The sequence below is a fragment of the Streptomyces sp. NPDC093065 genome (assembly GCF_044754585.1).
GTDB lineage: Bacteria > Actinomycetota > Actinomycetes > Streptomycetales > Streptomycetaceae > Streptomyces.
In genome coordinates, this window is sequence record NZ_JBIVPJ010000010.1 from 103827 (window position 1) to 126784 (window position 22958).

At 71.9% G+C, this 22958-nt stretch carries 26 protein-coding genes and 1 pseudogene; 7 read left to right on the plus strand and 20 right to left on the minus strand.

Going from position 1 to position 22958, the window contains the following annotated elements; genetic code table 11:
- Positions 1 to 60 precede the first annotated feature (60 nt).
- Together ACIQFU_RS19230 and ACIQFU_RS19235 are read right to left on the minus strand one after the other, a co-directional pair.
- Positions 61 to 273 carry a hypothetical protein gene (locus ACIQFU_RS19230; protein WP_003973418.1) on the minus strand — a complete coding sequence of 71 codons (213 nt, stop codon included), beginning with the start codon at positions 271 to 273 and terminating at the stop codon, positions 61 to 63.
- A 379-nt stretch (positions 274 to 652) separates the two neighbouring features.
- Positions 653 to 934, minus strand: a complete 282-nt coding sequence (locus ACIQFU_RS19235) for an acylphosphatase (RefSeq protein ID WP_061442345.1) — start codon at positions 932 to 934, stop codon at positions 653 to 655.
- Positions 935 to 1117: 183 nt separating this feature from the next.
- Between ACIQFU_RS19235 and ACIQFU_RS19240 the strand changes: the two genes are divergently transcribed.
- Positions 1118 to 2320, plus strand: a complete 1203-nt coding sequence (locus ACIQFU_RS19240; protein WP_402552931.1) for a CAP domain-containing protein — start codon at positions 1118 to 1120, stop codon at positions 2318 to 2320.
- A 97-nt stretch (positions 2321 to 2417) separates the two neighbouring features.
- The gene (locus ACIQFU_RS19245) at positions 2418 to 2822 is read left to right on the plus strand and encodes a winged helix-turn-helix transcriptional regulator (RefSeq protein ID WP_402552933.1); all 405 of its coding nucleotides are present in this window, start codon (positions 2418 to 2420) and stop codon (positions 2820 to 2822) included.
- Here ACIQFU_RS19245 and mutM read toward each other — a convergent pair.
- From mutM to ACIQFU_RS19290, 9 genes are all read right to left on the minus strand, one after another.
- Positions 2812 to 3672, minus strand: coding sequence for a bifunctional DNA-formamidopyrimidine glycosylase/DNA-(apurinic or apyrimidinic site) lyase (gene mutM, locus ACIQFU_RS19250; RefSeq protein WP_402552934.1), 861 nt, complete (start codon positions 3670 to 3672; stop codon positions 2812 to 2814). The genes ACIQFU_RS19245 and mutM overlap by 11 nt on opposite strands.
- A 131-nt stretch (positions 3673 to 3803) precedes the next feature.
- Entirely contained in the window at positions 3804 to 4634 is an 831-nt protein-coding gene (rnc, locus tag ACIQFU_RS19255; protein ID WP_402552936.1) for a ribonuclease III, read from the minus strand.
- Between the two features lie 7 nt (positions 4635 to 4641).
- The gene (gene rpmF / locus ACIQFU_RS19260) at positions 4642 to 4815 is read right to left on the minus strand and encodes a 50S ribosomal protein L32 (RefSeq protein WP_003951102.1); all 174 of its coding nucleotides are present in this window, start codon (positions 4813 to 4815) and stop codon (positions 4642 to 4644) included.
- Positions 4816 to 4817: 2 nt separating this feature from the next.
- Entirely contained in the window at positions 4818 to 5471 is a 654-nt protein-coding gene (locus tag ACIQFU_RS19265) for a YceD family protein (protein ID WP_402552938.1), read from the minus strand.
- A gap of 142 nt (positions 5472 to 5613) precedes the next feature.
- On the minus strand, positions 5614 to 6729 hold the full coding sequence (locus ACIQFU_RS19270; protein ID WP_402552940.1) for an ATP synthase F0 subunit B: 1116 nt from the start codon (positions 6727 to 6729) through the stop codon (positions 5614 to 5616).
- 121 nt (positions 6730 to 6850) lie between these two features.
- Entirely contained in the window at positions 6851 to 7330 is a 480-nt protein-coding gene (gene coaD / locus ACIQFU_RS19275; RefSeq protein WP_402553120.1) for a pantetheine-phosphate adenylyltransferase, read from the minus strand.
- A 26-nt stretch (positions 7331 to 7356) separates the two neighbouring features.
- Entirely contained in the window at positions 7357 to 7944 is a 588-nt protein-coding gene (gene rsmD, locus ACIQFU_RS19280) for a 16S rRNA (guanine(966)-N(2))-methyltransferase RsmD (RefSeq protein WP_402552941.1), read from the minus strand.
- A gap of 55 nt (positions 7945 to 7999) precedes the next feature.
- The gene (gene recG / locus ACIQFU_RS19285; RefSeq protein ID WP_402552942.1) at positions 8000 to 10219 is read right to left on the minus strand and encodes an ATP-dependent DNA helicase RecG; all 2220 of its coding nucleotides are present in this window, start codon (positions 10217 to 10219) and stop codon (positions 8000 to 8002) included.
- Positions 10220 to 10260: 41 nt separating this feature from the next.
- Positions 10261 to 12051, minus strand: coding sequence for a DAK2 domain-containing protein (locus ACIQFU_RS19290; RefSeq protein WP_402552944.1), 1791 nt, complete (start codon positions 12049 to 12051; stop codon positions 10261 to 10263).
- 265 nt (positions 12052 to 12316) lie between these two features.
- Here ACIQFU_RS19290 and rpmB point away from each other — a divergent pair, with 265 nt between their 5' ends.
- Entirely contained in the window at positions 12317 to 12502 is a 186-nt protein-coding gene (rpmB, locus tag ACIQFU_RS19295; RefSeq protein ID WP_003993230.1) for a 50S ribosomal protein L28, read from the plus strand.
- 59 nt (positions 12503 to 12561) lie between these two features.
- Positions 12562 to 12777, plus strand: a pseudogene (locus ACIQFU_RS19300) (hypothetical protein); the annotation flags it as partial.
- Positions 12778 to 12811: 34 nt separating this feature from the next.
- Here ACIQFU_RS19300 and thiD read toward each other — a convergent pair.
- Positions 12812 to 13630 carry a bifunctional hydroxymethylpyrimidine kinase/phosphomethylpyrimidine kinase gene (gene thiD / locus ACIQFU_RS19305; protein WP_402552945.1) on the minus strand — a complete coding sequence of 273 codons (819 nt, stop codon included), beginning with the start codon at positions 13628 to 13630 and terminating at the stop codon, positions 12812 to 12814.
- Positions 13627 to 14595, minus strand: a complete 969-nt coding sequence (locus ACIQFU_RS19310) for a thiamine-phosphate kinase (protein WP_398329158.1) — start codon at positions 14593 to 14595, stop codon at positions 13627 to 13629. The genes thiD and ACIQFU_RS19310 overlap by 4 nt, the downstream gene beginning before the upstream one ends.
- A gap of 245 nt (positions 14596 to 14840) precedes the next feature.
- Between ACIQFU_RS19310 and ACIQFU_RS19315 the strand changes: the two genes are divergently transcribed.
- Positions 14841 to 15074, plus strand: coding sequence for an Lrp/AsnC family transcriptional regulator (locus ACIQFU_RS19315; RefSeq protein WP_003973433.1), 234 nt, complete (start codon positions 14841 to 14843; stop codon positions 15072 to 15074).
- A gap of 197 nt (positions 15075 to 15271) precedes the next feature.
- Here ACIQFU_RS19315 and ACIQFU_RS19320 read toward each other — a convergent pair whose 3' ends face one another.
- The 3 genes from ACIQFU_RS19320 to ACIQFU_RS19330 form a co-directional block, all read right to left on the minus strand.
- Complete coding sequence (locus ACIQFU_RS19320) at positions 15272 to 16441, minus strand: D-alanine--D-alanine ligase family protein (protein WP_402552947.1); 1170 nt, start codon at positions 16439 to 16441, stop codon at positions 15272 to 15274.
- Between the two features lie 115 nt (positions 16442 to 16556).
- Positions 16557 to 17567, minus strand: coding sequence for an NAD(P)H-dependent glycerol-3-phosphate dehydrogenase (locus ACIQFU_RS19325; RefSeq protein ID WP_402552948.1), 1011 nt, complete (start codon positions 17565 to 17567; stop codon positions 16557 to 16559).
- Positions 17564 to 18358, minus strand: coding sequence for a lysophospholipid acyltransferase family protein (locus ACIQFU_RS19330; RefSeq protein WP_402552950.1), 795 nt, complete (start codon positions 18356 to 18358; stop codon positions 17564 to 17566). The genes ACIQFU_RS19325 and ACIQFU_RS19330 overlap by 4 nt, the downstream gene beginning before the upstream one ends.
- Positions 18359 to 18501: 143 nt before the next feature.
- Here ACIQFU_RS19330 and cofC point away from each other — a divergent pair, with 143 nt between their 5' ends.
- Positions 18502 to 19140: a 2-phospho-L-lactate guanylyltransferase gene (gene cofC / locus ACIQFU_RS19335; RefSeq protein WP_402552952.1), complete on the plus strand. Its 639-nt coding sequence runs from the start codon at positions 18502 to 18504 to the stop codon at positions 19138 to 19140.
- 9 nt (positions 19141 to 19149) lie between these two features.
- Entirely contained in the window at positions 19150 to 19383 is a 234-nt protein-coding gene (locus tag ACIQFU_RS19340) for a hypothetical protein (RefSeq protein WP_402552954.1), read from the plus strand.
- A 131-nt stretch (positions 19384 to 19514) separates the two neighbouring features.
- On the opposite strand, the gene ACIQFU_RS19345 is transcribed toward ACIQFU_RS19340, so the two are convergent.
- The 4 genes from ACIQFU_RS19345 to leuC all read right to left on the minus strand — a co-directional run bounded on the left by ACIQFU_RS19345 (position 19515) and on the right by leuC (position 22853).
- On the minus strand, positions 19515 to 20171 hold the full coding sequence (locus ACIQFU_RS19345; RefSeq protein WP_031086277.1) for an HU family DNA-binding protein: 657 nt from the start codon (positions 20169 to 20171) through the stop codon (positions 19515 to 19517).
- A gap of 136 nt (positions 20172 to 20307) precedes the next feature.
- Entirely contained in the window at positions 20308 to 20538 is a 231-nt protein-coding gene (locus ACIQFU_RS19350) for a hypothetical protein (protein ID WP_402552955.1), read from the minus strand.
- 285 nt (positions 20539 to 20823) lie between these two features.
- Entirely contained in the window at positions 20824 to 21417 is a 594-nt protein-coding gene (leuD, locus tag ACIQFU_RS19355; RefSeq protein ID WP_402552957.1) for a 3-isopropylmalate dehydratase small subunit, read from the minus strand.
- Positions 21418 to 21422: 5 nt separating this feature from the next.
- Positions 21423 to 22853 carry a 3-isopropylmalate dehydratase large subunit gene (gene leuC, locus ACIQFU_RS19360; protein ID WP_402552958.1) on the minus strand — a complete coding sequence of 477 codons (1431 nt, stop codon included), beginning with the start codon at positions 22851 to 22853 and terminating at the stop codon, positions 21423 to 21425.
- Between the last annotated feature and the right edge of the window lie 105 nt (positions 22854 to 22958).

Consider the following 22958-nt stretch of genomic DNA (forward strand, 5'->3'; position numbering starts at 1 on the left):
CCTGAGCGGTTGTACGGGCGGGCCCAACCACTGCTGTGCCGTAGTGGAGCGATGCAGTGATCAGGTGAGCGCAGGCTCCGCCTGGTGTGCGTCAACGCTCTCCATGCTCTCCATGATCCTGTCGTGAGAAGCGGCAGCCGCCAGCGCGTCGTTCTCAGCCTGGATTCGTCCGAGCTCGGATTCCAGGTCCTGGACGCGCTGCTGGAGCCGTCGCATCTCGGCGAGGAGTCGAGGGTCGGAGCCGCCGACGTAACCGAGAAGCGCCTTTGCCATGATGGATGGTCCTCCACAATGAGTGACCGACCGAAGCGGTGTGGGTCGTGAGGGAATCGCACCCGCGGTGCTTGGCACTTTGGAGTTTTTACTGCCGTTCAACCATGCCAAACAGCTAAGGTGCGCGGGGCTTTCAGCGTCTCACCAAAAAGTTTGACGGTCAACACGATCACACCCCGTATCGGCGGGCGCCCGGGGGCATGCGGCCTACGAACGGCGACGCTGCGACTCCTGCGGACCCCTCGGGGCGTGGCGATCATTCTGCGTGCGGAGCCTCCCACGAGCGGCCGTCCTTGGCAACCACCTGCCCGTTTTCGCCCCGGCCACCCCTGCGGGGAGGGTCGTCTCCGCCGCGCGGACGCTCTCGACCGGGCGGGCGTCAGCGGATGGCGAAGCCTTCGTAGCCCCCGCGGGGTGTGTCCCAGATCTCGGTGACTCCGTCCACGCGTCCGGGCGTGTCGTCGCCGCGCAGCCAGTCGAGCAGCCCCTCGCAGCGCTCGCGCGGGCCCTCCGCGACGACCTGGACGCGACCGTCACCCAAATTGAGAGCAAAACCACTCATCCCGCCGAGTTCCAGCGCCCTGGCCCGTGTGAACCAGCGGAAACCCACGCCCTGAACCTGTCCGCGCACCCACGCGACCAGCCGTACATCCTCGCTCATGACTGCAACCTAACCAGTCAATGTCTCGCGGGACACTTCACCCCCTTGCGCCATGCGGTACCGTCCCCACCCAATGAATCCCACATGAAACTCACTCGATCGTGTGAGTTCCGTGTTGATCGTGAGCACAGTCGACCGCGAGGGCAGGGCCCGCGCGCGGACGAGGACGAGGAAGGCCAGGACATGGGACGCCACCGACGCTCCGCCGCCGGCGGCGCCGCCACGGGCCGTGCCGCGGGGAACCACGGGACGGACGGTACGACGCCGGGCCGGGGCCGCGACCCGCTGGCGCCCGACACGGACGAGGCCCCCACGATGGGGATCGCCCCCTACCTGAACCCCGAGGCGTACGCCGAGGTCCGTGCCAGGAGCGACGCCTACCTGTACGCCGACGCCCCGGACGGCGAGGGCCCGCAGGCCGGCCGTACCGTCGCCTTCCCCGCCGACGGCTACACGCCCGTCGGCGGCTCGCAGCCCGGCGGAGGACGCCGTCGCCGTCGCCGGAAAGCGGCCACTCCGGTCCGCACGGGTCTGCTCGGTGTGTCCGCCGCGGTCGCCATCGGCACGGTGGCGGTGGCCACGGGCGCGGTGCCCGGCCTGGACAACTACCGGATCGGCGGCGGCAGCAGCACCGGCGGCGACCCGGTGCGGGCCCAGGACGCACCGACGAACAGCCCGTCCCAGCAGGGCGGCACCTCGGGCAGCGCCGGCACCGGCCGCGGCGACGACGCCGCCACGAGCCGCGGCACCGACCGTTCCTCCTCGCCTTCCCAGTCCTCCTCGTCCCCGTCGCGGGAGGAGTCCGCCGAGGACTCCCCGTCCGCCTCGCCGTCCCAGGCCTCCCCCTCCGGCTCGGCGCCGTCCTCGAAGCCGGCGGCCCCGGCCGGGACGCCGTCGAAGACGAAGAAGCCGAAGACGACGCCGAGCGCCGAGCCGAAGCAGCCCGCGCCCTCCAGCCCCGCCACCAAGGAACCCGCCGAGCCCAGCGCGCCCGCCGCCGTGTCGGAGGAAGCCGTCGCCCAGGCGCAGGTGCTGAAGCTGGTCAACGACGAACGTGCCAAGGTGGGCTGCAGCCCGGTGGCCGCGAACAGCGCCCTGCGCGAACTGGCCGAGGACTTCAGCGGGGCCATGGCCGCCCAGGGCTTCTTCGACCACACCGACCCCGGCGGCGCGACCCCCTGGGACCGGGCGGCGGCAGCGGGCATAAGCGGCCTCGGCGGCGAGAACATAGCCCGCGGCCAGGCCGACGCCCAGGCCGTGATGGCCGCCTGGATGGCCAGCCCCGGCCACCGGGCCAACATCCTGAACTGCGACTTCACGACCCTGGGAGTCGGAGTCCACTTCGGCTCCGGCGGCCCGTGGTGGACCCAGGACTTCGGGTACTGACCGTCCGGGGCGGCACCGCCGGGACAGCCCCGCCCCGGCGCTCTCCGTCATCCCGCGCAATCTGCGGCGCAGCGCTGTGCTCACGTACGCTGGACGCATGTCGACGACGCAGGAGCACACGGGGGACCAGGACCTGCCGTTCGACGTGTTCTCCAGGGCCTGTCCCTCGCGCGGCACCCTGGAGCACGTCACGGGGCGCTGGGGCGCGCTGACGCTCGGCGCGCTGTACGAGGCCTCGTTCCGGTTCAACGAGCTGCGGCGCCGTGTCGACGGCGTCAGCGAGAAGATGCTCGCCCAGACCCTGCACGCGCTGGAGCGCGACGGGCTGGTGCACCGCGAGGCGCAGCCGACCAATCCGCCCCGTGTGGACTACGAGCTCACCCCGCTGGGCCGCGAGGTGGCCGCACGGCTGCTCGCGCTCATCGAGTGCGTCGAGGGGCGGATGGACGAGGTGCTGGCCTCGCGCGAGCGATACGACGCGCGGCGGACGCCTACGGCATGACCTTCGGGGGCCGCTGGCACTTCGGGCAGAAGTAGCTGGAGCGGTTCATCCACGGCCGGCGGCGCATCGGTGTGGCGCAGCGGCGGCAGGGCAGACCCTCACGGCCGTACGCGTCGAGCGAGCGGTCGAAGTAGCCGGACTCGCCGTTGACGTTGACGTACAGGCTGTCGAAGCTGGTGCCGCCGACGGCGAGGGCGGCGTTCATCACGTCCCGGACGTGGCCGAGGAGTTCGGTGGTGCGGGGGCGGGTGAGGGTCGCGGTGGGGCGTTCGTAGTGGAGGCGGGCGCGCCACAGGGCCTCGTCCGCGTAGATGTTGCCGACGCCGCTGATCAGGGACTGGTCGAGCAGGGCCCGTTTGATCGTGGTGCGCTTGCGGCGCAGGGCGCGGTGGAACGCGTCGTCGTCGAAGAGCGGGTCCAGCGGGTCGCGGGCGATGTGCGCGATGACGTCGGGCAGTCCGTCGGGGGTGGTCTCGTGCAGGGAGAGGCCACCGAAGGTGCGCTGGTCGACGAAGCGGAGTTCGGTGCCGAGGGCGTCGGCGAAGCGGACGCGGACGCGCAGGTGCTTCTCGGCGGGCGTCTCGTGCGGCTGGACCAGGAGCTGGCCGCTCATGCCGAGGTGGGCGAGGACCGCCTGGTCCGTGTCCTCCAGCGGCAGCCACAGGTACTTGCCACGACGGCTGGGGGTGCCGATGCGGTGGCCCTTGAGACGGTGGGCGAAGTCGTCGGGTCCCGCGATGTGCCGGCGCACCGCGCGCGGGTGCAGCGCCTCCGCGTCGGCGACGGTCCGGTGGGCGACCCAGCGCTCCAGGCCGCGCCGTACGACCTCCACCTCGGGCAACTCGGGCATGGCTTCCCCTCCGGGGTGGGCCGGCGGACCGGTCCGGTGGACCTGGCTCGTGAACCGGGCTTGTGGACGGGCGACGAGCCGAACGCCCGCCCCGGAGTCGGGGCGGGCGTTCGGACCGTGCGAGGGGTGGGTCAGGCGGAGGCGGACGCCCCGTCGGGGTCCGCGTCGACGGCGTCGGCCGTCGCCTTGGCGCGCTCGTCCGCCGCGGCCCGGATGGACCGCCACGCGGATTCCGCGGCCTGCTGCTCCGCCTCCTTCTTGCTGCGGCCGGTGCCGGTGCCGTACGAGACGCCTCCGACGCGGGCGGCAGCAGTGAAGGTCTTCTCGTGGTCCGGGCCGGTCTCCGTGACCAGGTACTCGGGGACGCCGAGCCCTTCGGTCGCGGTGAGTTCCTGGAGGCTGGTCTTCCAGTCCAGGCCGGCACCGAGGTTCGAGGACTTCTCGATCAGCGGGTCGAACAGGCGGTGCACCAGTTCGGAGGCCGCGTCGAGGCCCTGGTCGAGATAGACCGCGCCGATCACCGCTTCGAGGGTGTCGGCGAGGATGGACGCCTTGTCCCGGCCGCCCGTGCCCTCTTCACCGCGGCCGAGCCGGATGAAGGAGCCGAGTTCGAGCCCGCGGCCCACCTGTGCCAGCGCACGCGAGTTGACCACCGCGGCCCGCAACTTGGCCAGCTGGCCTTCGGGCAGGTCGGGGTGGGTGCGGTACAGCGTGTCCGTGACGACGAGACCGAGGACGGAGTCACCGAGGAACTCCAGCCGCTCGTTCGTCGGCAGACCGCCGTTCTCGTACGCGTAGGAACGGTGGGTCAGTGCACGCACCAGAAGGGCGGACTCGAGCCGATAGCCGAGCCGCCCTTCCAGAAGCGTGTGGGACGAGGCCTGGGTGTCCGCCTTCTTCTTGGCGGGTGGGTCCGCCTTGGCGTCTTCCGCCTTCTTGGGGACTGACACAGTGCCTCTCACCAGCCGCTCAGACCTCGAGGACCTGGCGCTTGTTGTAAGTGCCGCAAGACGGGCACGCGATGTGCTGCTGCTTGGGCTCGTGGCAGCGCTCGCACGCAACCAGGGTGGGGACCGCAGCCTTCCACTGCGACCGGCGGTGGCGCGTGTTGCTGCGCGACATCTTCCGCTTCGGAACAGCCACGGCTACTTCTCCTGCTTCTCGGCGGCGTCCGCGGAATCCGACCCGTCGCCGCTCATCTCGTCCTTCTCGCCGTCTCCGAGTGAACCGGCGAGTCCCTGCAATGCCGCCCAACGAATGTCGACGGCGTCGTGATGGTGGTCCGGGTCGTCCGACAGGCGCACTCCGCACTCGGAGCACAGACCCTGGCAGTCTTCCTGGCACACCGGCTGCATCGGCAGTGCGAGCACCACCGCGTCGCGCAGCACGGGTTCGAGGCCGATCAGTCCGTCCTCGACGAAGAACCTGTCCTCGTCGTCCTCGGCGTCGTCGCCCGGTTCCGCCACGGGGCGGCCACGGTCGTCGGCGTCAGGGTACGAGAACAGCTCCTGGAAGTCCGCTTCGAGCTGCTGCTCGAGCGGCTCCAGACACCTTACGCACTCCCCCTCGGCCGTGGCACGGGCGGTGCCTGTGACGAGCACCCCTTCCATGACCGACTCGAGCCGGAGATCCAGCTCGACCGGGGCGCCTTCCGGCACTCCGATGACTCCCTGGAGACCGAAGTCCTTGGGGGCGTCGACCGTGCGGGTCAGGCGCTGGAGCGCACCGGGCCGCCGTCCCAGCTCGTGTGTGTCGAACACGAGGGGATCGCGGTGGTCGAGGCGCGCGTTCAGAACCATTCCTGCTTTCGGTCTTCGTGGGTTGGGGTGCCGCCCCGCGGTGTTCCCGGGCAGCGGCGATCGCGGACGTACGCGCGACCGAAGAGCCAGGATACTGGACCATTCGCTCTCGGCCCAATCCGGGCCGGGGCGCCCCTCTTCCCTAGAGTCCGCGGCCCTGCTCGTAGGCCCGCAGCTGCTCGGCGCTGATCATGCTGGTGTCGAAGAGGCTGGTCTCGTCGAGCGCCTGCGGCTGGGCCTGCGGGACGTGCGGGGGCTGCTGCGGCTGGGAGTAGCCCTGCTGCGCGTCGTACGCCTGCTGCCCGCCGTCGTACTGGTAGGCGTACGGGTCGGCGCCCTGCTGCTGGTAGCCGTACGGGTCCTGCCCGCCGTCGTAGGTCTGCTGGTAGGCCGCGTACGGATCGGGCTGCTGCTGGGCGTAGCCGTACGCCGGTTCCTGGGCCGGCATCTCCGGCACCGCCTGCGCGGGCACCTGGGCCGCCGCGGGCTGCTGCTCGCCGTACCGGGGCTGCACGGGCTGCTCGGCGGGGGCGGGGGCGTCGGCGATGCCCGCGAGGCCGGCGAGGTAGTCGGCGTCGCTGGAGTGCTGGACGGTGCTCGTGTCGTCGGCGAGGACGCCGAGGTCGTCGGTGGCGATCCTGCCGTGCAGCTTCTGGCGGCCCCGGCCGACCGCGTCCAGGGTCTTGGCCAGCACGGCCTCGAAGGCACCGAGCTTGGTGTCGACGTAGGAGTCGGCGTCGCGGCGCAGGGTCTCGGGGTCGTGGCTGCGCTCGGGGGCGTCCTCGTCCTCGTAGCCGTTCTCGTCGAGGCCGGGTCCGGTGCCGAGCAGCTTCTCGCGGCCCCGGCCGACGGAGCCGAGGGTCTTGGTCAGCACGACCTCGAAGTTGGCGAGCTTGGAGTCGACGTAGTCGTCGGCCTCGGCGCGGACCTCCTCGGCCTCCTGGCGGGCCTCGGCGAGGATCCGGTCGGCCTCGGCCTGGGAGCGGCGGGCGACCTCGGTGCCGGCGACCAGGGACCCGCGCTCGGCGTGTGCGCTCTCGATGATCCGGTCGGCCTCCTGGCGGGCCTGCGCGACCATCTGCTCGCGGTCGCCGATCAGCTCCTGCGCCTGGGCGAGGGAACCGGGCAGCTCCGCGCGCAGCTCCTCCAGCAGCGAGAGCAGTTCGGCGCGGTTGACCACGCACGAGGCCGACATGGGCATGGCGCGGGCGCCGGAGACCATCGCGGTGATCTCGTCGAGCTTGTTCTGCACGTCCACCGTGTGCTCGCCACTCTCTACAGCTGTGTTGGAGACGGACGGGACGACTGTACGACCCTGGGGTGTCCCGGGGACACCGGGTGACGGTTTGTCAGTCTCCGTGGGCTGTGCGGCGGTGCGGTCAGCGGTCCTTCAGGCGCTCCGTGAGGGCGTCGAGGACCAGCGGCGGCACCAGGTGGGCGACGTCGCCGCCCCAGGTCGCGACCTCCTTGACCAGGGAGGACGACAGGAAGCTGTAGGTGGGGTTGGTGGGGATGAAGAGGGTCTCCACACCCGAGAGGCCGTTGTTCATCTGGGCCATCTGCAGCTCGTAGTCGAAGTCGCTGACCGCGCGCAGGCCCTTGACGATGGCGGGGATCTCGCGCTGCTTGCAGAAGTCGACGAGCAGGCCGTGGAAGGACTCGACGCGGACGTTGCCGTACTCGGCGGTGACCTGGCGGATGAGGTCGATCCGCTCCTCGATCTCGAACAGGCCCTTCTTCGCCTGGTTGATCATCACGGCGACGTAGACCTCGTCGTACAGGCTGGAGGCCCGGGCGATGATGTCGAGGTGTCCGTTGGTGATCGGGTCGAACGACCCGGGACAGACGGCACGGCGCACTTGTGTTCCCTCGCTCTCCGGTCCGGTCATCGTGCGTCTTCGCACGTAGAGGCGGCGCGACCGTACCAAAACGTTCCCTCGCCGTAGCGACGGGCCCGGATCGCTTCGAAGCCGTCCGGCCAGCGGAATTCGCCGCCTCTGGTGCTGCGCTCCACGGTGACGAGCGCTTCCGCCCCGAGCCACCCCTCCGTACGGAGTGTGAGCAGGATCTCCCGGAGATCGTCGTCGGAGACGGCGTAGGGCGGGTCGAGGAAGACGACGTCGTACGGCTCGTCCGGGGCCGGGGTGCGGATGATCTGTTCCGCCCTGCCCGCCCTGACCTCGGCGCCGGGCAGACCGAGGGACTTGACGTTCTCCCGGACCGTGCGGGCGGCACGGGTGTCGGCCTCGACGAGCAGGACGTGGCCCGCGCCGCGGGACAGCGCCTCCAGGCCGACGGCGCCGGAACCCGCGTAGAGGTCGAGGACCCGCTCGCCGTCCAGCGGGCCGCCGAGCAGGGACTGCCAGGTGGAGAACAGGCCCTCGCGCGCGCGGTCGGAGGTGGGGCGGGTGCCGGTTCCGGGCGGGACGGCCAGGCGGCGTCCGCCGGCCTTGCCGGCGATCACGCGGGTCATTTCTGGGTCCTTGTCGGTGTGCTCGGGTGGGCGGACGGTGTCCGTTGCCAGTCTCTCAGCCCTTCTCCAGGTACTGCTCCCGCTCCTCGTCCAGCAGGGCCCGAAGGGCCGTGCGCAGCCCCGGCAGGCCGGTCAGCTCCGGGTCGGCCGCGACGACGGCCGCCGCCTCCTGCCTGGCCTCCGCGATGATCTCCTCGTCCTCGATGACGGCGAGGACGCGCAGGGACGTGCGGGCACCGGACTGGGCCTGGCCGAGGACGTCGCCCTCGCGGCGCTGTTCGAGGTCGATGCGGGAGAGCTCGAAGCCGTCGAGGGTGCCGGCCACCGCGTTCAGCCGCTGCCGGGCCGCGCTCGCCTCGGGCATCTCGCTGACCAGCAGGCACAGGCCGGGGGCGGATCCACGGCCGACCCGGCCGCGCAGCTGGTGGAGCTGGGAGACGCCGAAGCGGTCGGCGTCCATGATCACCATCGCGGTGGCGTTGGGGACGTTCACCCCGACCTCGATGACGGTGGTGGCGACCAGGACGTCGGTCTCGCCGGCGGCGAAGCGGCGCATGACCGCGTCCTTGTCGTCGGGCTGCATCCTGCCGTGCAGGACCTCCACCCCGAGCCCCTGGAGCGGACCCTTGGCAAGCTGCTCGGCCACGTCGAGGACGGCGAGCGGGGGACGCTTGTCGGCGTCGCCCTCCGGGGGCCGCTCGGACTGCTTGGCGCCCTTCTTCGGGCCGTCGTCCTCGTCGCCGATGCGCGGGCAGACGACGTACGCCTGGTGGCCGTTCGAGACCTCCTCGCGGACCCGCTCCCAGGCCCGGGCCAGGAAGTGGGGCTTGTCGGCGGCCGGGACGACATGGCTCGCGATCGGGGACCGGCCGGCCGGGAGCTGGTCCAGGACGGAGGTCTCCAGGTCGCCGAAGACGGTCATCGCGACGGTGCGCGGGATGGGCGTGGCGGTCATGACGAGCAGGTGCGGGGGCTGCCTGCCCTTGCCGCGCAGGGCGTCGCGCTGCTCGACGCCGAAGCGGTGCTGCTCGTCGACGACGACCAGGCCGAGGTCGTGGAACTGGACCTTGTCCTCGATCAGCGCGTGCGTGCCGATGACGATGCCCGCCTCGCCGGTGGTCAGGTCGAGCAGGGCGTGCCGGCGGGCGGCGGCACCCATGGAACCCGTCAGCAGGACCACCTTGGTGGCGTGCTCGGCGCCGCCCAGCATGCCGCCCTCGGCGAGCTCGCCCATCATCTCGACGACCGACCGGTGGTGCTGCTGTGCGAGCACCTCGGTGGGCGCCAGCATCACGGCCTGACCGCCGGAGTCGACGACGGCGAGCATCGCGCGCAGGGCCACCATGGTCTTGCCGCTGCCCACCTCGCCCTGGAGCAGCCGGTGCATCGGGTGATCGGTGGCGAGGTCGTCGAAGATCTCGCGGGAGACTTTCAGCTGGCCGTCGGTGAGGGTGAAGGGGAGACGGTCGTCGAAGGCGGTGAGCAGGCCGTCGGGGCTGGGTCTCCTGGGGACGGCGGGGAGTTGGGTCTCGGCGTGGCGGCGGCGGGCCAGGGCGACCTGGAGGACGAAGGCCTCGTCCCACTTCAGCCGGGCGCGGGCGTCCTCGACGTCTGCCTTGGTGTGCGGGCGGTGGATCTTGAGGAGGGCCTCGGGCAGGGAGACCAGGCCCCGGCCCTCGCGCAGGGAGTCGGGGAGCGGGTCGAGGGCCTCCTGGGCGCTGGGCAGCACCGTCTGGATCGCCTTGGCGAGCTTCCAGGACTCCAGCTTGGCGGTGGCCGGGTAGAGGGGGATGAGGGCGCCCGCCCAGGACTCGACGGTCTCCTCGCCCTCGGTGTCACCGCGCAGCAACTCGTACGCCGGGTGGGCCAGTTGCAGTCGGCGGTTGAAGACGGAGACCTTGCCGGCGAACATCGCGCGGGTGCCCGGCAGGAGTTCCTTGTGGGGCTTGTGCACGCCGTTGCCGAAGAAGACCAGTTGGAGGCGGCCGCTGCCGTCCGTGATGGTCACTTCCAGGCGCTGCCCCTTGCCGCGCGGGGCCTTCGACGAGGCGAAGGTGTGCAGGCGGGCGTCGGCGACCTGGGCGACCACGGTGACGTGCTCGTCCATGGGCAGGTCGGCGAGGTGGGTGAGCTGGCCGCGCTCCTCGTATCTCCTGGGGTAGTGGTGGAGGAGGTCGCCGACGGTGTGCAGGCCGAGGTGCTCGGCCATCACCTTCGCGGTGGCGGGGCCGAGCACCTTCTTCAGGGGTTCTCGCAGTGCGGGCACGAGATCCATTGCACACCACGCCACTGACAACGGCCCACAGCGGCGCCGCTCTACTCCACGCCGACCAGCAGCAGCGCGCCCTGCCGGCCGCCCCGGTAGACCACCGTGTCGACGGCGAGGTAGGCGTCACGGACCTGGGCCTCCAGGCGGTCGGCGACGCTCTGGGGCGCCTCGTCGCCGACGACGAGAGTGACCAGCTCACCGCCCGCCGACAGCATGCGGTCCAGGACGGTCGCGGCCACCTCCGAGACGTCCGCGCCGATCACGGCGACGTCGCCGTCGATGAGACCGAGCACGTCACCTGCCTGGCAGATGCCCGCCGTGGTCCAGGACTGGCGTTCGGCGACGGTGACCTCGGCGTGACGGGTGGCGCCGGCCGCCGAGGTCATGGCCACCACGTCCTCGTCGAAGCGCCGCCCGGACTCGTGCACGGCGAGCGCGGCGATGCCCTGCACCGCGGAACGGGTCGGGATGAGGGCGACGCGGATGCCCTCGGTGCGGGCCTGCTCGGCCGCCGCCGCGGCGGTGTGGCGCAGTTCGGCGTCGTTGGGCAGCAGCACCACCTCGCGCGCGTGCGCCCGCCGGACGGCCTGGACCAGTTCGCCGCTCGCGGGCGGCTCCCCGGGGCGCGCGAGCAGGGCGGTCGCGCCGGCCTCGGTGTACAGCGCGGCCAGCCCCTCCCCCGGCACGACGGCCACCACGGCGCGCTGGGTCCGCTCCCGGGGCGGGCGCTCGGTCCCGGCGGTGTGCGCGTCGCCCAGCCCGAAGTGGGTGATGCGAATCCGGTACGGCCGCCCGGCCTCGACGCCCGCCTCCACGGCGGCGCCCGCGTCGTCGACGTGCACGTGGACGTTCCACAGGCCGTCGCCGCCCACCACGACGAGCGAGTCCCCGAGCGCGTCGAGACGGTGCCGCAGCCGGGACACGGCCGCGTCCCCGGCCTCCAGGAGGTAGATCACCTCGTAGGCCGGGCCGCTCTCGCCGTTCTCCTCCCCGGCGCACGCCTCTGTGGCCCGCTCCTCCGGGAGGCCGCCACCGCCGTGCTCCACGCGCGTGCGGGGCACGCCGCCCGGCGCCCGGCCCGTGAACGTCTCCACCAGGGCCGCGAGGACCGTCACCAGGCCGTGTCCGCCCGCGTCGACCACGCCGGCCCGCTCCAGGGCGGGCAGCTGGCCCGGCGTGGCGACGAGCGCCGCGCGGGCGCCCTCGTACGCCGCGCGGGCCACCTCGGCGCAGTCGCCCCCGGCCCCGTCGGCCGCGTCGGCGGCGGCCGAGGCGACCGTCAGGACGGTGCCCTCGACCGGGTGGGCCACCGCCTGCCGGGCGGACGTGGCGGCGTGCCGCAGGGCCAGCCGCAGACCGGGGCCCTCGGTGTGGGCGGCCTCACTCCGCGCGGTGAGCACCTGGGCCATGCCGCGCAGGAGCTGCGCCAGGATCGTGCCGGAGTTGCCCCGTGCTCCGATCAGCGCGCCGTGCGCCATGGCGCCCACGGCGTCGGCCAGTGAGGGCCCGCCGCCCGCGATCCCGGCCCCCTCGCCCGCGACCCGAGTCGCCGCGTCCTCGGTCCCGGCGTGCTCGGCCCCCGCGTCCCCGGTCCCCTCGCCGGTGTCCGGGATCCGCCCGTCCGCACCGTCCACCTCGTGCGCCGCGAAGACGGCCTCCACCGCGGCGAAGGCCGACTCGACGGTCAGGTAGAGGTTCGTGCCGGTGTCCCCGTCGGCGACCGGGTAGACGTTGATCGCGTCGATCTCCTCGCGCGCCCGCCCCAGCGCGCGCAGCGACAGACCGCACCAGGTGCGCACCGCCAGAGCGTCGAAGAACCTCTGCGGCACCTGCGCCACCTGCGCCTCCCTGGACTGCGGACGTGGCTGGCAGCGTAGACCTTGGGACGCCGCCCGGCGGAAGAGGGCCGGGACGGGCCCCTGAGCTGCCGTGGTAGTTTCGTTGTACGGGAGCAGCCGTTGTATGCTGCTCCGGTTGCCCGATCCCGATCGGGCTCTCCCCCTGGCACCGCCACTCAGATCCCGGCCCGTTCGCGAGTCCGAGAGCTTGATCCCGGCATGCCGGGATCAACCGTAAGTGCATCTGAAGTCTTTGGAGTGACCCGTGGCTGCCAACTGCGACGTCTGCGGCAAGGGGCCGGGCTTCGGCAACAACATCTCGCACTCGCACCGCCGTACGTCCCGTCGCTGGAACCCGAACATCCAGCGCGTGCGTACCGTGGTCGGCGGGACGCCGAAGCGCGTGAACGCTTGCACCTCGTGCATCAAGGCCGGCAAGGTCTCGCGCTGACGCATCAGCTGAGCGCGCGGCCACTGCCTGGTCCGCTGCACGGAGCCGGTCCACCTCGTGTGGGCCGGCTTTTTGCCGTTCCCGCACTCTCCACCGTGCCAGACTCCCGGCCCCGGGCGCTGCTGACGCTGCTGCTCCTCGACGCCGGCCGCAAGGTCTCCCCGGCCCGGCTGATCGACGGCCTGTACGGCGGCGAGCCGCCCGCCGGTGCCGCGAACGCCCTGCAGTCGCGGATCTCGCGCCTGTGCACACGGCTCGCTCCGCACCCACCCGTCGGGCTCACCGAGAAGGCGGCCACCGGCATCGGGCTCAGGGAGTGTCCGGCCTGAGCGCCCAGCCGTGGTCCACCGGTCCGATGCCGTCGCCCAGCGCGAAGCCCGCCGCGATCGCCCCGGTGACGTAGTCCTTGGCCGCCCCCACCGCGTCCGGCACGGACTGCCCCTTCGCCAGCCCGCAGGCCACGGCCGAGGCGAGGGTGCAGCCCGTGCCGTGCGTGTGCCGGTTGTCGAGGCGGGGGGCGCGCAGCCAGTGTTCCTCGGAGCCGTCGGTGAGCAGGTCGACGGCGTCACCGGACAGATGGCCGCCCTTGATCAGCACCCAGCGCGGGCCGTACTCCAGCACGGCGGCCGCGGCCCGGCGCAGATCGGTGTCGGACTCGACCCGTACACCGGTGAGTTGGGCGACCTCGTCGAGGTTGGGCGTGGCGACGGTGGCGACCGGGAGGAGCCTGGTGCGCACCGAGTCCAGGGCGGAGGCGGCGAGCAGCGCGTCCCCGTGCTTGGAGACGCCGACCGGGTCGACGACGGCGGGCGCGTCGGTGCCGGCAAGCAACTCGGCGACGGTCTCGACCAGTTCGGCGGAGGACAGCATCCCGGTCTTGACCGCCTGGACGCCGATGTCGTCGACGACGCTGCGGTACTGGGCGCGCACCGCGTCCACCGGAAGCTCCCAGGCGCCCTGCACGCCGCGGGAGTTCTGCGCGGTGACCGCGGTGAGGACGCTCATGCCGTGGGTGCCGAGGGCGAGCATCGTCTTGAGGTCGGCCTGGATGCCGGCGCCGCCGCCGGAGTCGGAGCCGGCGACGGTGAGGACCAGGGGCGGGACCACGGGTGGGTTCGGCGCGCTCACGACTCCACGTCCCCGCCGAAGTGGTCCCAGCCGCCCTTGCTGGTCCAGGGTGCCCCGTCCACGGTCACCTGGGGCAGGGCGGAGGGGTTGAGGACCTCGCCGATGACCTTCCAGCGGGCGGGCAGTTTCACGTCCGGCGGGAAGGTCGCCACGATCGCGTGGTCCTCGCCCCCGGTGAGCACCCACTGCATCGGATCGACGCCGACGGCCTGTCCGATGTCGTTCATCTGGGACGGGATGTCGATCTGCCCGGAGCGCACGTCGATCCGGACCTTGCTGGCCTCGGCGATGTGTCCCAGGTCGGCGATCAGTCCGTCGCTCACGTCGCACATGGCGGTGGCGCCGAGGCCCGCGGCGGCCGGGCCCGCGTGGTACGGCGGTTCGGGGCGGCGGTGGGCCTCGACGAAGGCGCGCGGCGAGCGGAAGCCGCGGGACAGGACGGCGAACCCGGCGGCGGACCAGCCCAGCCAGCCGGTCACCGCGACGAGGTCCCCGGGCTGGGCGCCGGCCCGGGTGACGGGTTCCTGGTTGCGCAGGTCGCCCAGCGCGGTGATGGAGACGGTGATGGTGTCGCCGCCCACCACGTCGCCGCCGACCACGGAGGCGCCCGCGACCTGGCACTCGTCGCGCAGCCCGTCCATCAGCTCGGTCGGCCAGGTCACCGGCAGTTCGGCGGGCACGACGAGGCCGAGCAGCAGCGCGGTCGGCACGGCCCCCATGGCGGCGATGTCGGCGAGGTTCTGCGCCGCCGCCTTGCGGCCCACGTCGTACGCGGTGGACCAGTCCCGGCGGAAGTGCCGTCCCTCGACGAGGATGTCGGTGCTGGCCACCACCCTGCGGTCCGGCGCGGCCACCACCGCGGCGTCGTCGCCGGGGCCGACCCGGACCGCGGGGGTGGTGGTGAGACGGGAGGTGAGCTCCCTGATGAGCCCGAACTCCCCCAGCTCACCAACAGTGCCCTTCATCGCCTTGGCTCCCCTTCTGTCCCAGTCCCGGTCCGGGCCCGTGTCCGTGCCCGGTCGCGCGTCGTCTCTGTCCTCGTTACGGTCGAAATGACCGTCGCCACGGTCGGCGTGTTCGTCAACTCGGGTCCCGCGGGCACCCCGACGCGTGAGGCCCGCGGCCCGCGGGTCTCCCCGCGGAGAGCGGCTACGCGATACCGTGGCGTTCCTTTTCCCCACATGATCCTCGTGGCCGCTCTGGAGGTTCCGTGGTACAGGCGTACATCCTGATCCAGACGGAGGTCGGCAAGGCGTCGACCGTCGCCGAGACGATCAGCAAGCTCCCTGGAGTGATCCAGGCCGAGGACGTGACAGGACCCTACGACGTCATCGTCCGCGCCCAGTCCGACACCGTCGACGAACTGGGTCGCATGGTGGTCGCCAAGGTCCAGCAAGTGGACGGCATCACCCGCACTCTGACGTGTCCGGTGGTCCATCTGTAGCCCCCTCTCGCCCGCTCGCCGCACGCTCGTTGCCCACTTGCCCCCGCCCCGCCGATCGCCGTCGCGGGCTGTTCTCCGGCAGACGACAGCGGGTCGGCGGCGGTTCCCGGACTGGAAAACCCGCTGATCATACTGCGAGAAGGCGACCCCCTAGGGGATCGCCTTCTCTGCGCTGCACGGGACGGGCCGGCCAGGCGTCAGCGCAGTCCCGTGGACCGCCGCAGCGCCGCCTGGACCAGCCGGTCCACCAGCTCCGGGTAGCTCACACCGCTCTCCTGCCACATCTGCGGGTACATGGAGATCGGCGTGAAGCCGGGCATGGTGTTGATCTCGTTGATGACGAACTCGTCGTCCTCGGTGAGGAAGAAGTCAGCCCGCACCAGCCCCTCGCAGGAGGCGGCGTCGAACGCCGCCACCGCCAGCCGCTGGACCTCGGCGGTCTCCTCGGCCGTGAGCGGGGCCGGCACGACGCCGGGGGTGGAGTCGATGTACTTGGCCTCGAAGTCGTAGTACGCGTGCTGGGAGGGCGGCGGGATCTCGGCGGGGACGGAGGCCCGGGGGCCGTCCTCGAACTCCAGCACCCCGCACTCGATCTCCCGGCCGCGCAGCGCCGCCTCGACCAGGATCTTGGGGTCGTGGCGCCGGGCCTCCTCGATCGCCTCGTCGAGGCCGGAGAGGTCGTCGACCTTGGTGATGCCGATCGACGAACCCGCGCGGGCCGGCTTCACGAACAGCGGCCAGCCGTGCTCCCCCGCGAAGTCGACGATCCTCTTGCGGGCACCGGAACGGTCCTGCTCCCACTCGCGGGGCCGGATCACCGCGTACGGGCCGACCTTCAGCCCGTAGGAGATGAAGACCGCCTTCATGTACTCCTTGTCCTGGCCGACGGCGGAGGCGAGCACGCCCGCGCCGACATAGGGCACTCCGGACAGCTCCAGCAGGCCCTGGAGGGTGCCGTCCTCGCCGTAGGGGCCGTGCAGCACGGGGAAGACGACGTCGACCTCGCCGAGCGCCTTGGGCACCGAGCCGGGTTCGCTGTAGACGACCTCGCGGTTGGCGGGGTCGACGGGGAGCAGCACGCCGCCCTCGGTCGACTCGGCCAGTTCCTCGACGTCGGGCGTACGGCGTTCGGTGATCGCCATGCGTTCCGGCTCGTCGGCGGTGAGGGCCCAGCGGCCGTCGCGGGTGATGCCGATCGGCAGGACGTCGTAGCGCGTCCGGTCGATGGCCGCGAGGACGGCGCCGGCGGTGACCACGGAGATCCCGTGTTCGGAGCTGCGCCCGCCGAACACGACGGCCACACGCGGCTTGCGGGGCGGCCGCTGAGGGCTCTGCCCGGGGCTCTGGGGGAGGTTCTCGGTGCTCATATCGCGTCGAGAGTACCCGCCCTCGGTGCCGTGAGACAGCGTCGGCGGGGCCGCGTGGCGCGGGTGGCGGACGGGGTTCGGGCCCGGTCCCGCCGCGGTGCCGGCCGGGCGTCGCTCAGCGTCGTTCGGGCTTCGCGCTGCGCGACATCAGTTCCTTCACGGCGACCACCGGGGACTTGCCCTCGTGCACGATGGCGACGACCGTCTCGGTGATCGGCATGTCGACGCCGTGCCGGCGGGCCAGATCCAGCACCGACTCGCAGGACTTGACGCCCTCGGCGGTCTGCTTGGTGACCGCGATGGTCTCCTCCAGGGTCATGCCCTTGCCGAGGTTGGTGCCGAAGGTGTGGTTGCGCGACAGCGGCGAGGAGCAGGTCGCCACCAGGTCGCCGAGCCCGGCCAGTCCGGAGAAGGTCAGCGGGTCGGCGCCGAGCGCGACCCCGAGGCGGGTGGTCTCGGCGAGGCCGCGGGTGATCAGGGAGCCCTTGGCGTTGTCGCCGAGTCCCATGCCGTCCGCGATGCCCACGGCCAGCCCGATCACGTTCTTCACCGCGCCGCCCAGTTCGCAGCCGACCACGTCGGTGTTGGTGTAGGGCCGGAAGTACGGCGTGTGGCAGGCGGTCTGGAGGCGCTGGGCGACCGCTTCGTCGGGGCAGGCGACCACGGCGGCGGCCGGCATGCGGGCGGCGATCTCCCGGGCCAGGTTGGGCCCGGTGACCACGGCGATGCGCTCGGGGCCGGCCTCGGCGACGTCCCCGATCACCTCGCTCATCCGCATCGCGGAGCCGAGTTCGACGCCCTTCATGAGGGAGACCAGGACGGTGCCGGGCGCCAGCAGCGGTGCCCAGTCGGCGAGTCCCGCGCGCAGCGTCTGGGAGGGGACGGCGAGGACGGTGAAGTCGGCGTCCCGCGCGGCCTCGGCGGCGTCGGTGGTGGCCCGCAGGTTCTCGGGGAGCTCCACGCCGGGCAGGTAGTCCGGGTTGGTGCGGGTGGAGTTGACGGCGTCGGCGAGTGCGGCGCGGCGTCCCCACAGGGTGACGTCGCAGCCCGCGTCGGCGAGGACGGTGCCGAAGGCGGTGCCCCAGGATCCGGTGCCGAAGACGGCCGCCTTGACCGGCTTGCTCACGTGCTCTGCCCTTCTGCCTGCGGTCCTTGCGTCCGTGGCGGCGCCGACTGCGCCTGTGCCTGCTGCGTCCGGCGCCGCTGCTCGATCCGCTCGCGGCGCGGGTCGTAGGGGGTTTCGGGCGCCTTCTCGCCGCGGATCTTCTCCAGCTGGTGCGTGACGGCTGCCATGATGACCTCGGTGGCCTCCTTCAGCACCTCCGCGGTCATCTCCTTGTCGTAGAACCGCGACAGGTCGACCGGGGGGCCGGCGAGCACCTGGTGGGTCTTGCGCGGCAGGGGGTTCGGCTTCTTCGCGTACGGCGGCAGCAGTTCGTTGCAGCCCCACTGGGCGACCGGGATCACCGGGCACTTGGTCTGCAGGGCGACGCGCGCGGCACCGGTCTTGGCGGTCATGGGCCAGCCGTCCGGGTCGCGGGTGAGGGTGCCCTCGGGGTAGAACGCGACGCACTCGCCGCGCTCCACGGCGTCGATCGCGGCGCGGAAGGCGCTCAGCGCGTCCGTGCTCTCGCGGTAGACGGGGATCTGTCCGGTGCCCCGCATCGCGGCGCCGACGAAGCCCTTCTTGAAAAGGCCGCTCTTCGCCAGGAATCGCGGGACGCGTCCGGTGTTGTACTGGTAGTGCGCGTACGCGAAGGGGTCGACGTGCGAATTGTGGTTCACGGCGGTGATAAATCCACCCTCGGCCGGAATGTTCTCCATTCCCCGCCAGTCCCGCTTGAGCAGAACCACCAGCGGCGGTTTGCAGATCACTGCGGCCAAGCGGTACCAGAAGCCGATTCTGCGGCGGGGCACGCTGACACCTTTCCTCCAGGGCCTGGGGCCGGACAAGTGTCGCCCCGGGCCGCCCGTCTGTCGAGAACACCGTACGCCCCGAAGAGTGAACCGCCAGGTCTCGCAGGTGACAATGACGGCGACGAGAGAAGGACGGAACGCTCGTGCAGTGGACCTTGGTCGTGCCCGTGAAGACCCTCGCCCGGGCCAAGAGCAGGCTGTCGGACACCGCCGACGACGGGGTGCGGCCGGGGCTCGCGCTGGCGTTCGCACAGGACACGGTGGCAGCCGCGCTGGCCTGCCCGGCGGTCGCGGATGTGGCAGTCGTCACGGACGACGCACGGGCCGGGCGGGAGCTGGCGGCGCTCGGCGCGGGCGTCGTCGCGGACGAGCCCGGCGGCGGACTGAACGCCGCGCTGACCCACGGAGCCGCCGTGGTACGGGCGGCCCGGCCGCAGAGCCCGCTGGCCGCGCTCAACGCCGATCTTCCCGCACTGCGGCCGGCGGAATTGGCGCGGGTGCTGGCCGCGGCGACGCAATTCCCGCGCTCTTTTCTCCCGGACGCGGCCGGAATCGGCACCACCCTGCTGGCCGTGGCTCCGGGCCGGCAATTGGCCCCGGCATTCGGTACGGATTCACGGGCCCGCCACCGCGCGTCCGGCGCGGTGGAACTGTCCCTCGGCGCCGTGGATTCCGTACGGCAGGACGTCGACACCGGCGGTGATCTCCGCTCCGCGCTGGCGCTCGGCGTGGGGCCCCGTACGGCCGCGGTGGCCGCGCGGCTGCTGATCGCCGGGCAGTAGGCTGCGCGCATGCAGGCGACCGCGTACACGTACGACCCCGAGAGCCGCAGCGGGCAGGTGCTGCTCGACGACGGCACGCCCGTGCCCTTCGACGCGGCGGCGTTCGACGCGGGGGGTCTCAGGCTGCTGCGCCCCGGGCAGCGGGTGCGGATCGAGACCGCGGCCGGAACCGAGACCCGGGACGGAACCGAGGGTGCGGGCGCCGGACTCCGGATCACGCTGGTGACGCTGCAGACGTTCTGATCCGCCGGGCCTTTTTGGCAGGGCCTTTCCGACGGTCCCCCGACACGCCGCGGGCCGGACTCCGAGAGGGAGTCCGGCCCGGCGCGTGAGTGCCCTGTGCCCGTTCGCCTGCCGCTGCGCGTCGCCGCCCGCTACTTCTTGCGGGCGGTGGCCTTCTTGGCGGTGGTCTTGCGGGCCGTCGACTTCTTGGCCGGGGCCTTCTTGGCGGTCGCCTTCTTCGCGGGGGCCTTCTTGGCGGCGGTCTTCTTCGCGGCCGCCGTGGTGCTCTTGGCGGCGGACTTCTTGGCGGTGGTCTTCTTCGCCGTCGTCTTCGCGGCCCCGGTGGTCTTCTTCGCGGTCGTCTTCTTCGCCGCCGCGGACGTCTTCTTGGCCGCGCCCGTGGTCTTCTTCGCGGCGCCCGTGGCCTTCTTGGCGGCGGCCTTCTTGCCCGCGGCCTTGGAGATGGTGGGCGGCGGGCCGGACAGGCTGCCCTTGGGGGCCTTCTTGACCGCGATGTCGTTCTTCGGGAGCTTCTTCGACCCGCTCACCAGGTCCTTGAAGCCCTGGCCCGCGCGGAAGCGCGGCACGGAGGTCTTCTTGACCCGAACCCGCTCGCCCGTCTGCGGGTTGCGGGCGTAGCGGGCGGGGCGGTCGACCTTCTCGAAGGAGCCGAAACCGGTGACCGAGACCCGGTCACCCGCGACGACGGCACGGACGAGGGCGTCCAGGACCGCGTCGACGGCGTCGGCGGCCTGCTGCCGGCCTCCCAGCTTGTCGGCAATCGCTTCTACGAGCTGCGCCTTGTTCACGTCTTCCCCTTCGGAGACCTCGCCAGAACGAATGTGTTCAAGCTTTTTCGCACGTTAGGCAGATATATACCGCAAATCAAACACGAAACGGGCTAATCACCCTTGTGCCGCAACGGACTCGGGCTGTCCGGCCGGTTCAGCCTTCCTCTTCGGGGAATCGACCCGCGTCGAGGTCGGCGGTGAACCGATCCAGGCGCCCTGCCGCACCGGCGAGATCGTGTTTGGCCGCGGCCGTAATGACCAGCAGCTTCCGGGTCAGCGCCATCCGTACGCCCTCCGGGACTTGCAGTGCGCGCACTCTTGTGTGCGCTTCCTTGAGCCGGACCGCGACCGCCGCATAGAGCTCGAGTTGGCCGTCGTGTTCCATGCACAGATTGTGCCATCTGGGGCGAGTTGTCGCCTGCGCAGGGGGCAACTGCCGCCTCGAACGGCCTTCCTGGCACTGGCGAGAACCTGTCCTCGACGACACGCGTACCCCGGCAACAACGCCTCTAACGTGGGAAGTTGCGCGCCACTCCGGTGACGGGCGGCCGCGGGCGGAGCCGAAAACGGCCGTACCCCCGATCGGGCTGATCGGGGGTACGGCGGGGGTATTGGGTGGCCGAAACTCGACCTTGTGGAGCCCCGGGGAGACGCGTGGGGGCTCCGCGGATCAGACCTGGAGGGTCTGCGGCTTGAACGACGGGCGCTTCGCCTCGTACGCGGCGATGTCGTCCTCGTTCCGGAGCGTGATCGAGATGTCGTCCAGCCCGTTCAGCAGCCGCCAGCGGGAGTTCTCGTCCAGCTCGAAGGAGGCGGTGACGCCCTCGGCGCGGACCTCGCGGGCCTCCAGGTCGACCGTGATCTCGGCCTGGGGGTCCTGCTCCACCAGCTCCCACAGCGCGTCCACGACCTTCTGGTCGAGGACCACCGTGAGCAGGCCGTTCTTCAGCGAGTTGCCGCGGAAGATGTCGGCGAAGCGGGAGGAGACCACGGCTTTGAAGCCGTAGTTCTGCAGGGCCCAGACGGCGTGCTCGCGGGAGGAGCCGGTGCCGAAGTCGGGACCCGCGACCAGGACGGTGGCACCCTCGCGCTCGGGCCGGTTGAGCACGAACTCCGGGTCCTTGCGCCAGGCCTCGAAGAGCCCGTCCTCGAACCCGTCCCGGGTCACCTTCTTGAGCCAGTGGGCGGGGATGATCTGGTCGGTGTCGACGTTGCTGCGGCGCAGCGGGACGGCCCGGCCGGTGTGCTTGGTGAACGCTTCCATGACTCTCAGACTCCAGCGGGCGTGGGGACGTCGGCGGCGGACAGGTCGGCCGGGGAGGCCAGGTGGCCCAGGACCGCCGTCGCGGCCGCGACCTGCGGCGACACCAGGTGGGTGCGGCCGCCCTTGCCCTGGCGCCCCTCGAAGTTGCGGTTGGAGGTGGACGCGGAGCGCTCACCCGGGGCCAGCTGGTCCGGGTTCATGCCCAGACACATCGAGCAGCCCGCGTGCCGCCATTCGGCGCCGGCCTCCTTGAAGACCACGTCCAGGCCCTCGGAGACGGCCTGCAGACCGACCCGCGCGGACCCCGGGACGACCAGCATGCGTACGCCGTCGGCGACTTTGCGGTCCCGGACGATCCCGGCGGCGGCGCGCAGGTCCTCGATGCGGCCGTTGGTGCAGGAACCCACGAAGACGGTGTCCACCTTGATGGAACGCAGCGGCTGACCGGCCTCCAAGCCCATGTACTCCAGGGCCTTTTCGGCGGCGAAGCGCTCCGAGGCGTCCTCGTAGGACGCCGGGTCGGGGACGGCGGCGGAAAGCGGCGCGCCCTGGCCGGGGTTGGTTCCCCAGGTGACGAACGGGGCCAGCTCGGCGGCGTCGATGACCACCTCGGCGTCGAACTCGGCGTCGTCGTCCGTGCGCAGCGTCTTCCAGTACTCGACCGCCGCGTCCCAGTCCGCGCCCTCGGGGGCGTGCGGGCGGCCCCGGAGGTAGGCGAAGGTGGTCTCGTCGGGGGCGATCATGCCCGCGCGGGCGCCGGCCTCGATCGACATGTTGCAGATGGTCATGCGGGCCTCCATCGAGAGCTTCTCGATGGCCTCGCCGCGGTACTCCAGGATGTAGCCCTGGCCGCCGCCGGTGCCGATCCGCGCGATGATCGCCAGGATCAGGTCCTTGGCGGTGACGCCCTCGGGCAGTTCGCCGTCGACGGTGATCGCCATGGTCTTCGGGCGGGCCATCGGCAGCGTCTGGGTGGCCAGCACGTGCTCGACCTGCGAGGTGCCGATGCCGAACGCCAGGGCGCCGAAGGCACCGTGCGTGGAGGTGTGCGAGTCGCCGCAGACCACGGTGGTGCCGGGCTGGGTCAGACCGAGCTGCGGGCCGACGACGTGCACGACGCCCTGCTCGACGTCGCCCAGCGGGTGCAGCCGGACGCCGAACTCCGCGCAGTTCCCCCGCAGCGTCTCCAGCTGGGCCCGGGAGACCGGGTCCGCGATCGGCTTGTCGATGTCGAGCGTCGGGGTGTTGTGGTCCTCGGTGGCGATGGTCAGGTCGAGCCGGCGCACCGGGCGACCGCTCTTGCGGAGGCCGTCGAAGGCCTGCGGGCTGGTCACCTCGTGCAGCAGGTGCAGATCGATGAAGAGGAGGTCGGGCTCGCCCTCGGCGCGCCGGACGACGTGGTCGTCCCAGACCTTCTCCGCGAGTGTCCTACCCATCGCTTTCCCTTCGGTCGGCGACGAGACGCCGACCCAACTAGTGATCTTGGGGAAGCGGTGCCCGCACCCCTGTGTTTCCGGGCAACCGCCACCAGGCCCTTTCGT

What these genes read in the sequence shown, in the direction of transcription:
- ACIQFU_RS19230 (WP_003973418.1), bottom strand. Translation starts at nt 273, where the DNA reads ATGGCAAAGGCGCTTCTCGGTTACGTCGGCGGCTCCGACCCTCGACTC.
- ACIQFU_RS19350 (WP_402552955.1), bottom strand. Translation starts at nt 20,538, where the DNA reads ATGGAACACGACGGCCAACTCGAGCTCTATGCGGCGGTCGCGGTCCGG.
- rsmD (WP_402552941.1), bottom strand. Translation starts at nt 7,944, where the DNA reads ATGACCCGCGTGATCGCCGGCAAGGCCGGCGGACGCCGCCTGGCCGTC.
- leuD (WP_402552957.1), bottom strand. Translation starts at nt 21,417, where the DNA reads ATGGAAGCGTTCACCAAGCACACCGGCCGGGCCGTCCCGCTGCGCCGC.
- leuC (WP_402552958.1), bottom strand. Translation starts at nt 22,853, where the DNA reads ATGGGTAGGACACTCGCGGAGAAGGTCTGGGACGACCACGTCGTCCGG.
- ACIQFU_RS19310 (WP_398329158.1), bottom strand. Translation starts at nt 14,595, where the DNA reads ATGAAGGGCACTGTTGGTGAGCTGGGGGAGTTCGGGCTCATCAGGGAG.
- mutM (WP_402552934.1), bottom strand. Translation starts at nt 3,672, where the DNA reads ATGCCCGAGTTGCCCGAGGTGGAGGTCGTACGGCGCGGCCTGGAGCGC.
- ACIQFU_RS19245 (WP_402552933.1), top strand. Translation starts at nt 2,418, where the DNA reads ATGTCGACGACGCAGGAGCACACGGGGGACCAGGACCTGCCGTTCGAC.
- ACIQFU_RS19340 (WP_402552954.1), top strand. Translation starts at nt 19,150, where the DNA reads ATGCAGGCGACCGCGTACACGTACGACCCCGAGAGCCGCAGCGGGCAG.
- ACIQFU_RS19265 (WP_402552938.1), bottom strand. Translation starts at nt 5,471, where the DNA reads ATGGTTCTGAACGCGCGCCTCGACCACCGCGATCCCCTCGTGTTCGAC.
- ACIQFU_RS19320 (WP_402552947.1), bottom strand. Translation starts at nt 16,441, where the DNA reads ATGAGCACCGAGAACCTCCCCCAGAGCCCCGGGCAGAGCCCTCAGCGG.
- recG (WP_402552942.1), bottom strand. Translation starts at nt 10,219, where the DNA reads ATGGATCTCGTGCCCGCACTGCGAGAACCCCTGAAGAAGGTGCTCGGC.
- ACIQFU_RS19240 (WP_402552931.1), top strand. Translation starts at nt 1,118, where the DNA reads ATGGGACGCCACCGACGCTCCGCCGCCGGCGGCGCCGCCACGGGCCGT.
- ACIQFU_RS19235 (WP_061442345.1), bottom strand. Translation starts at nt 934, where the DNA reads ATGAGCGAGGATGTACGGCTGGTCGCGTGGGTGCGCGGACAGGTTCAG.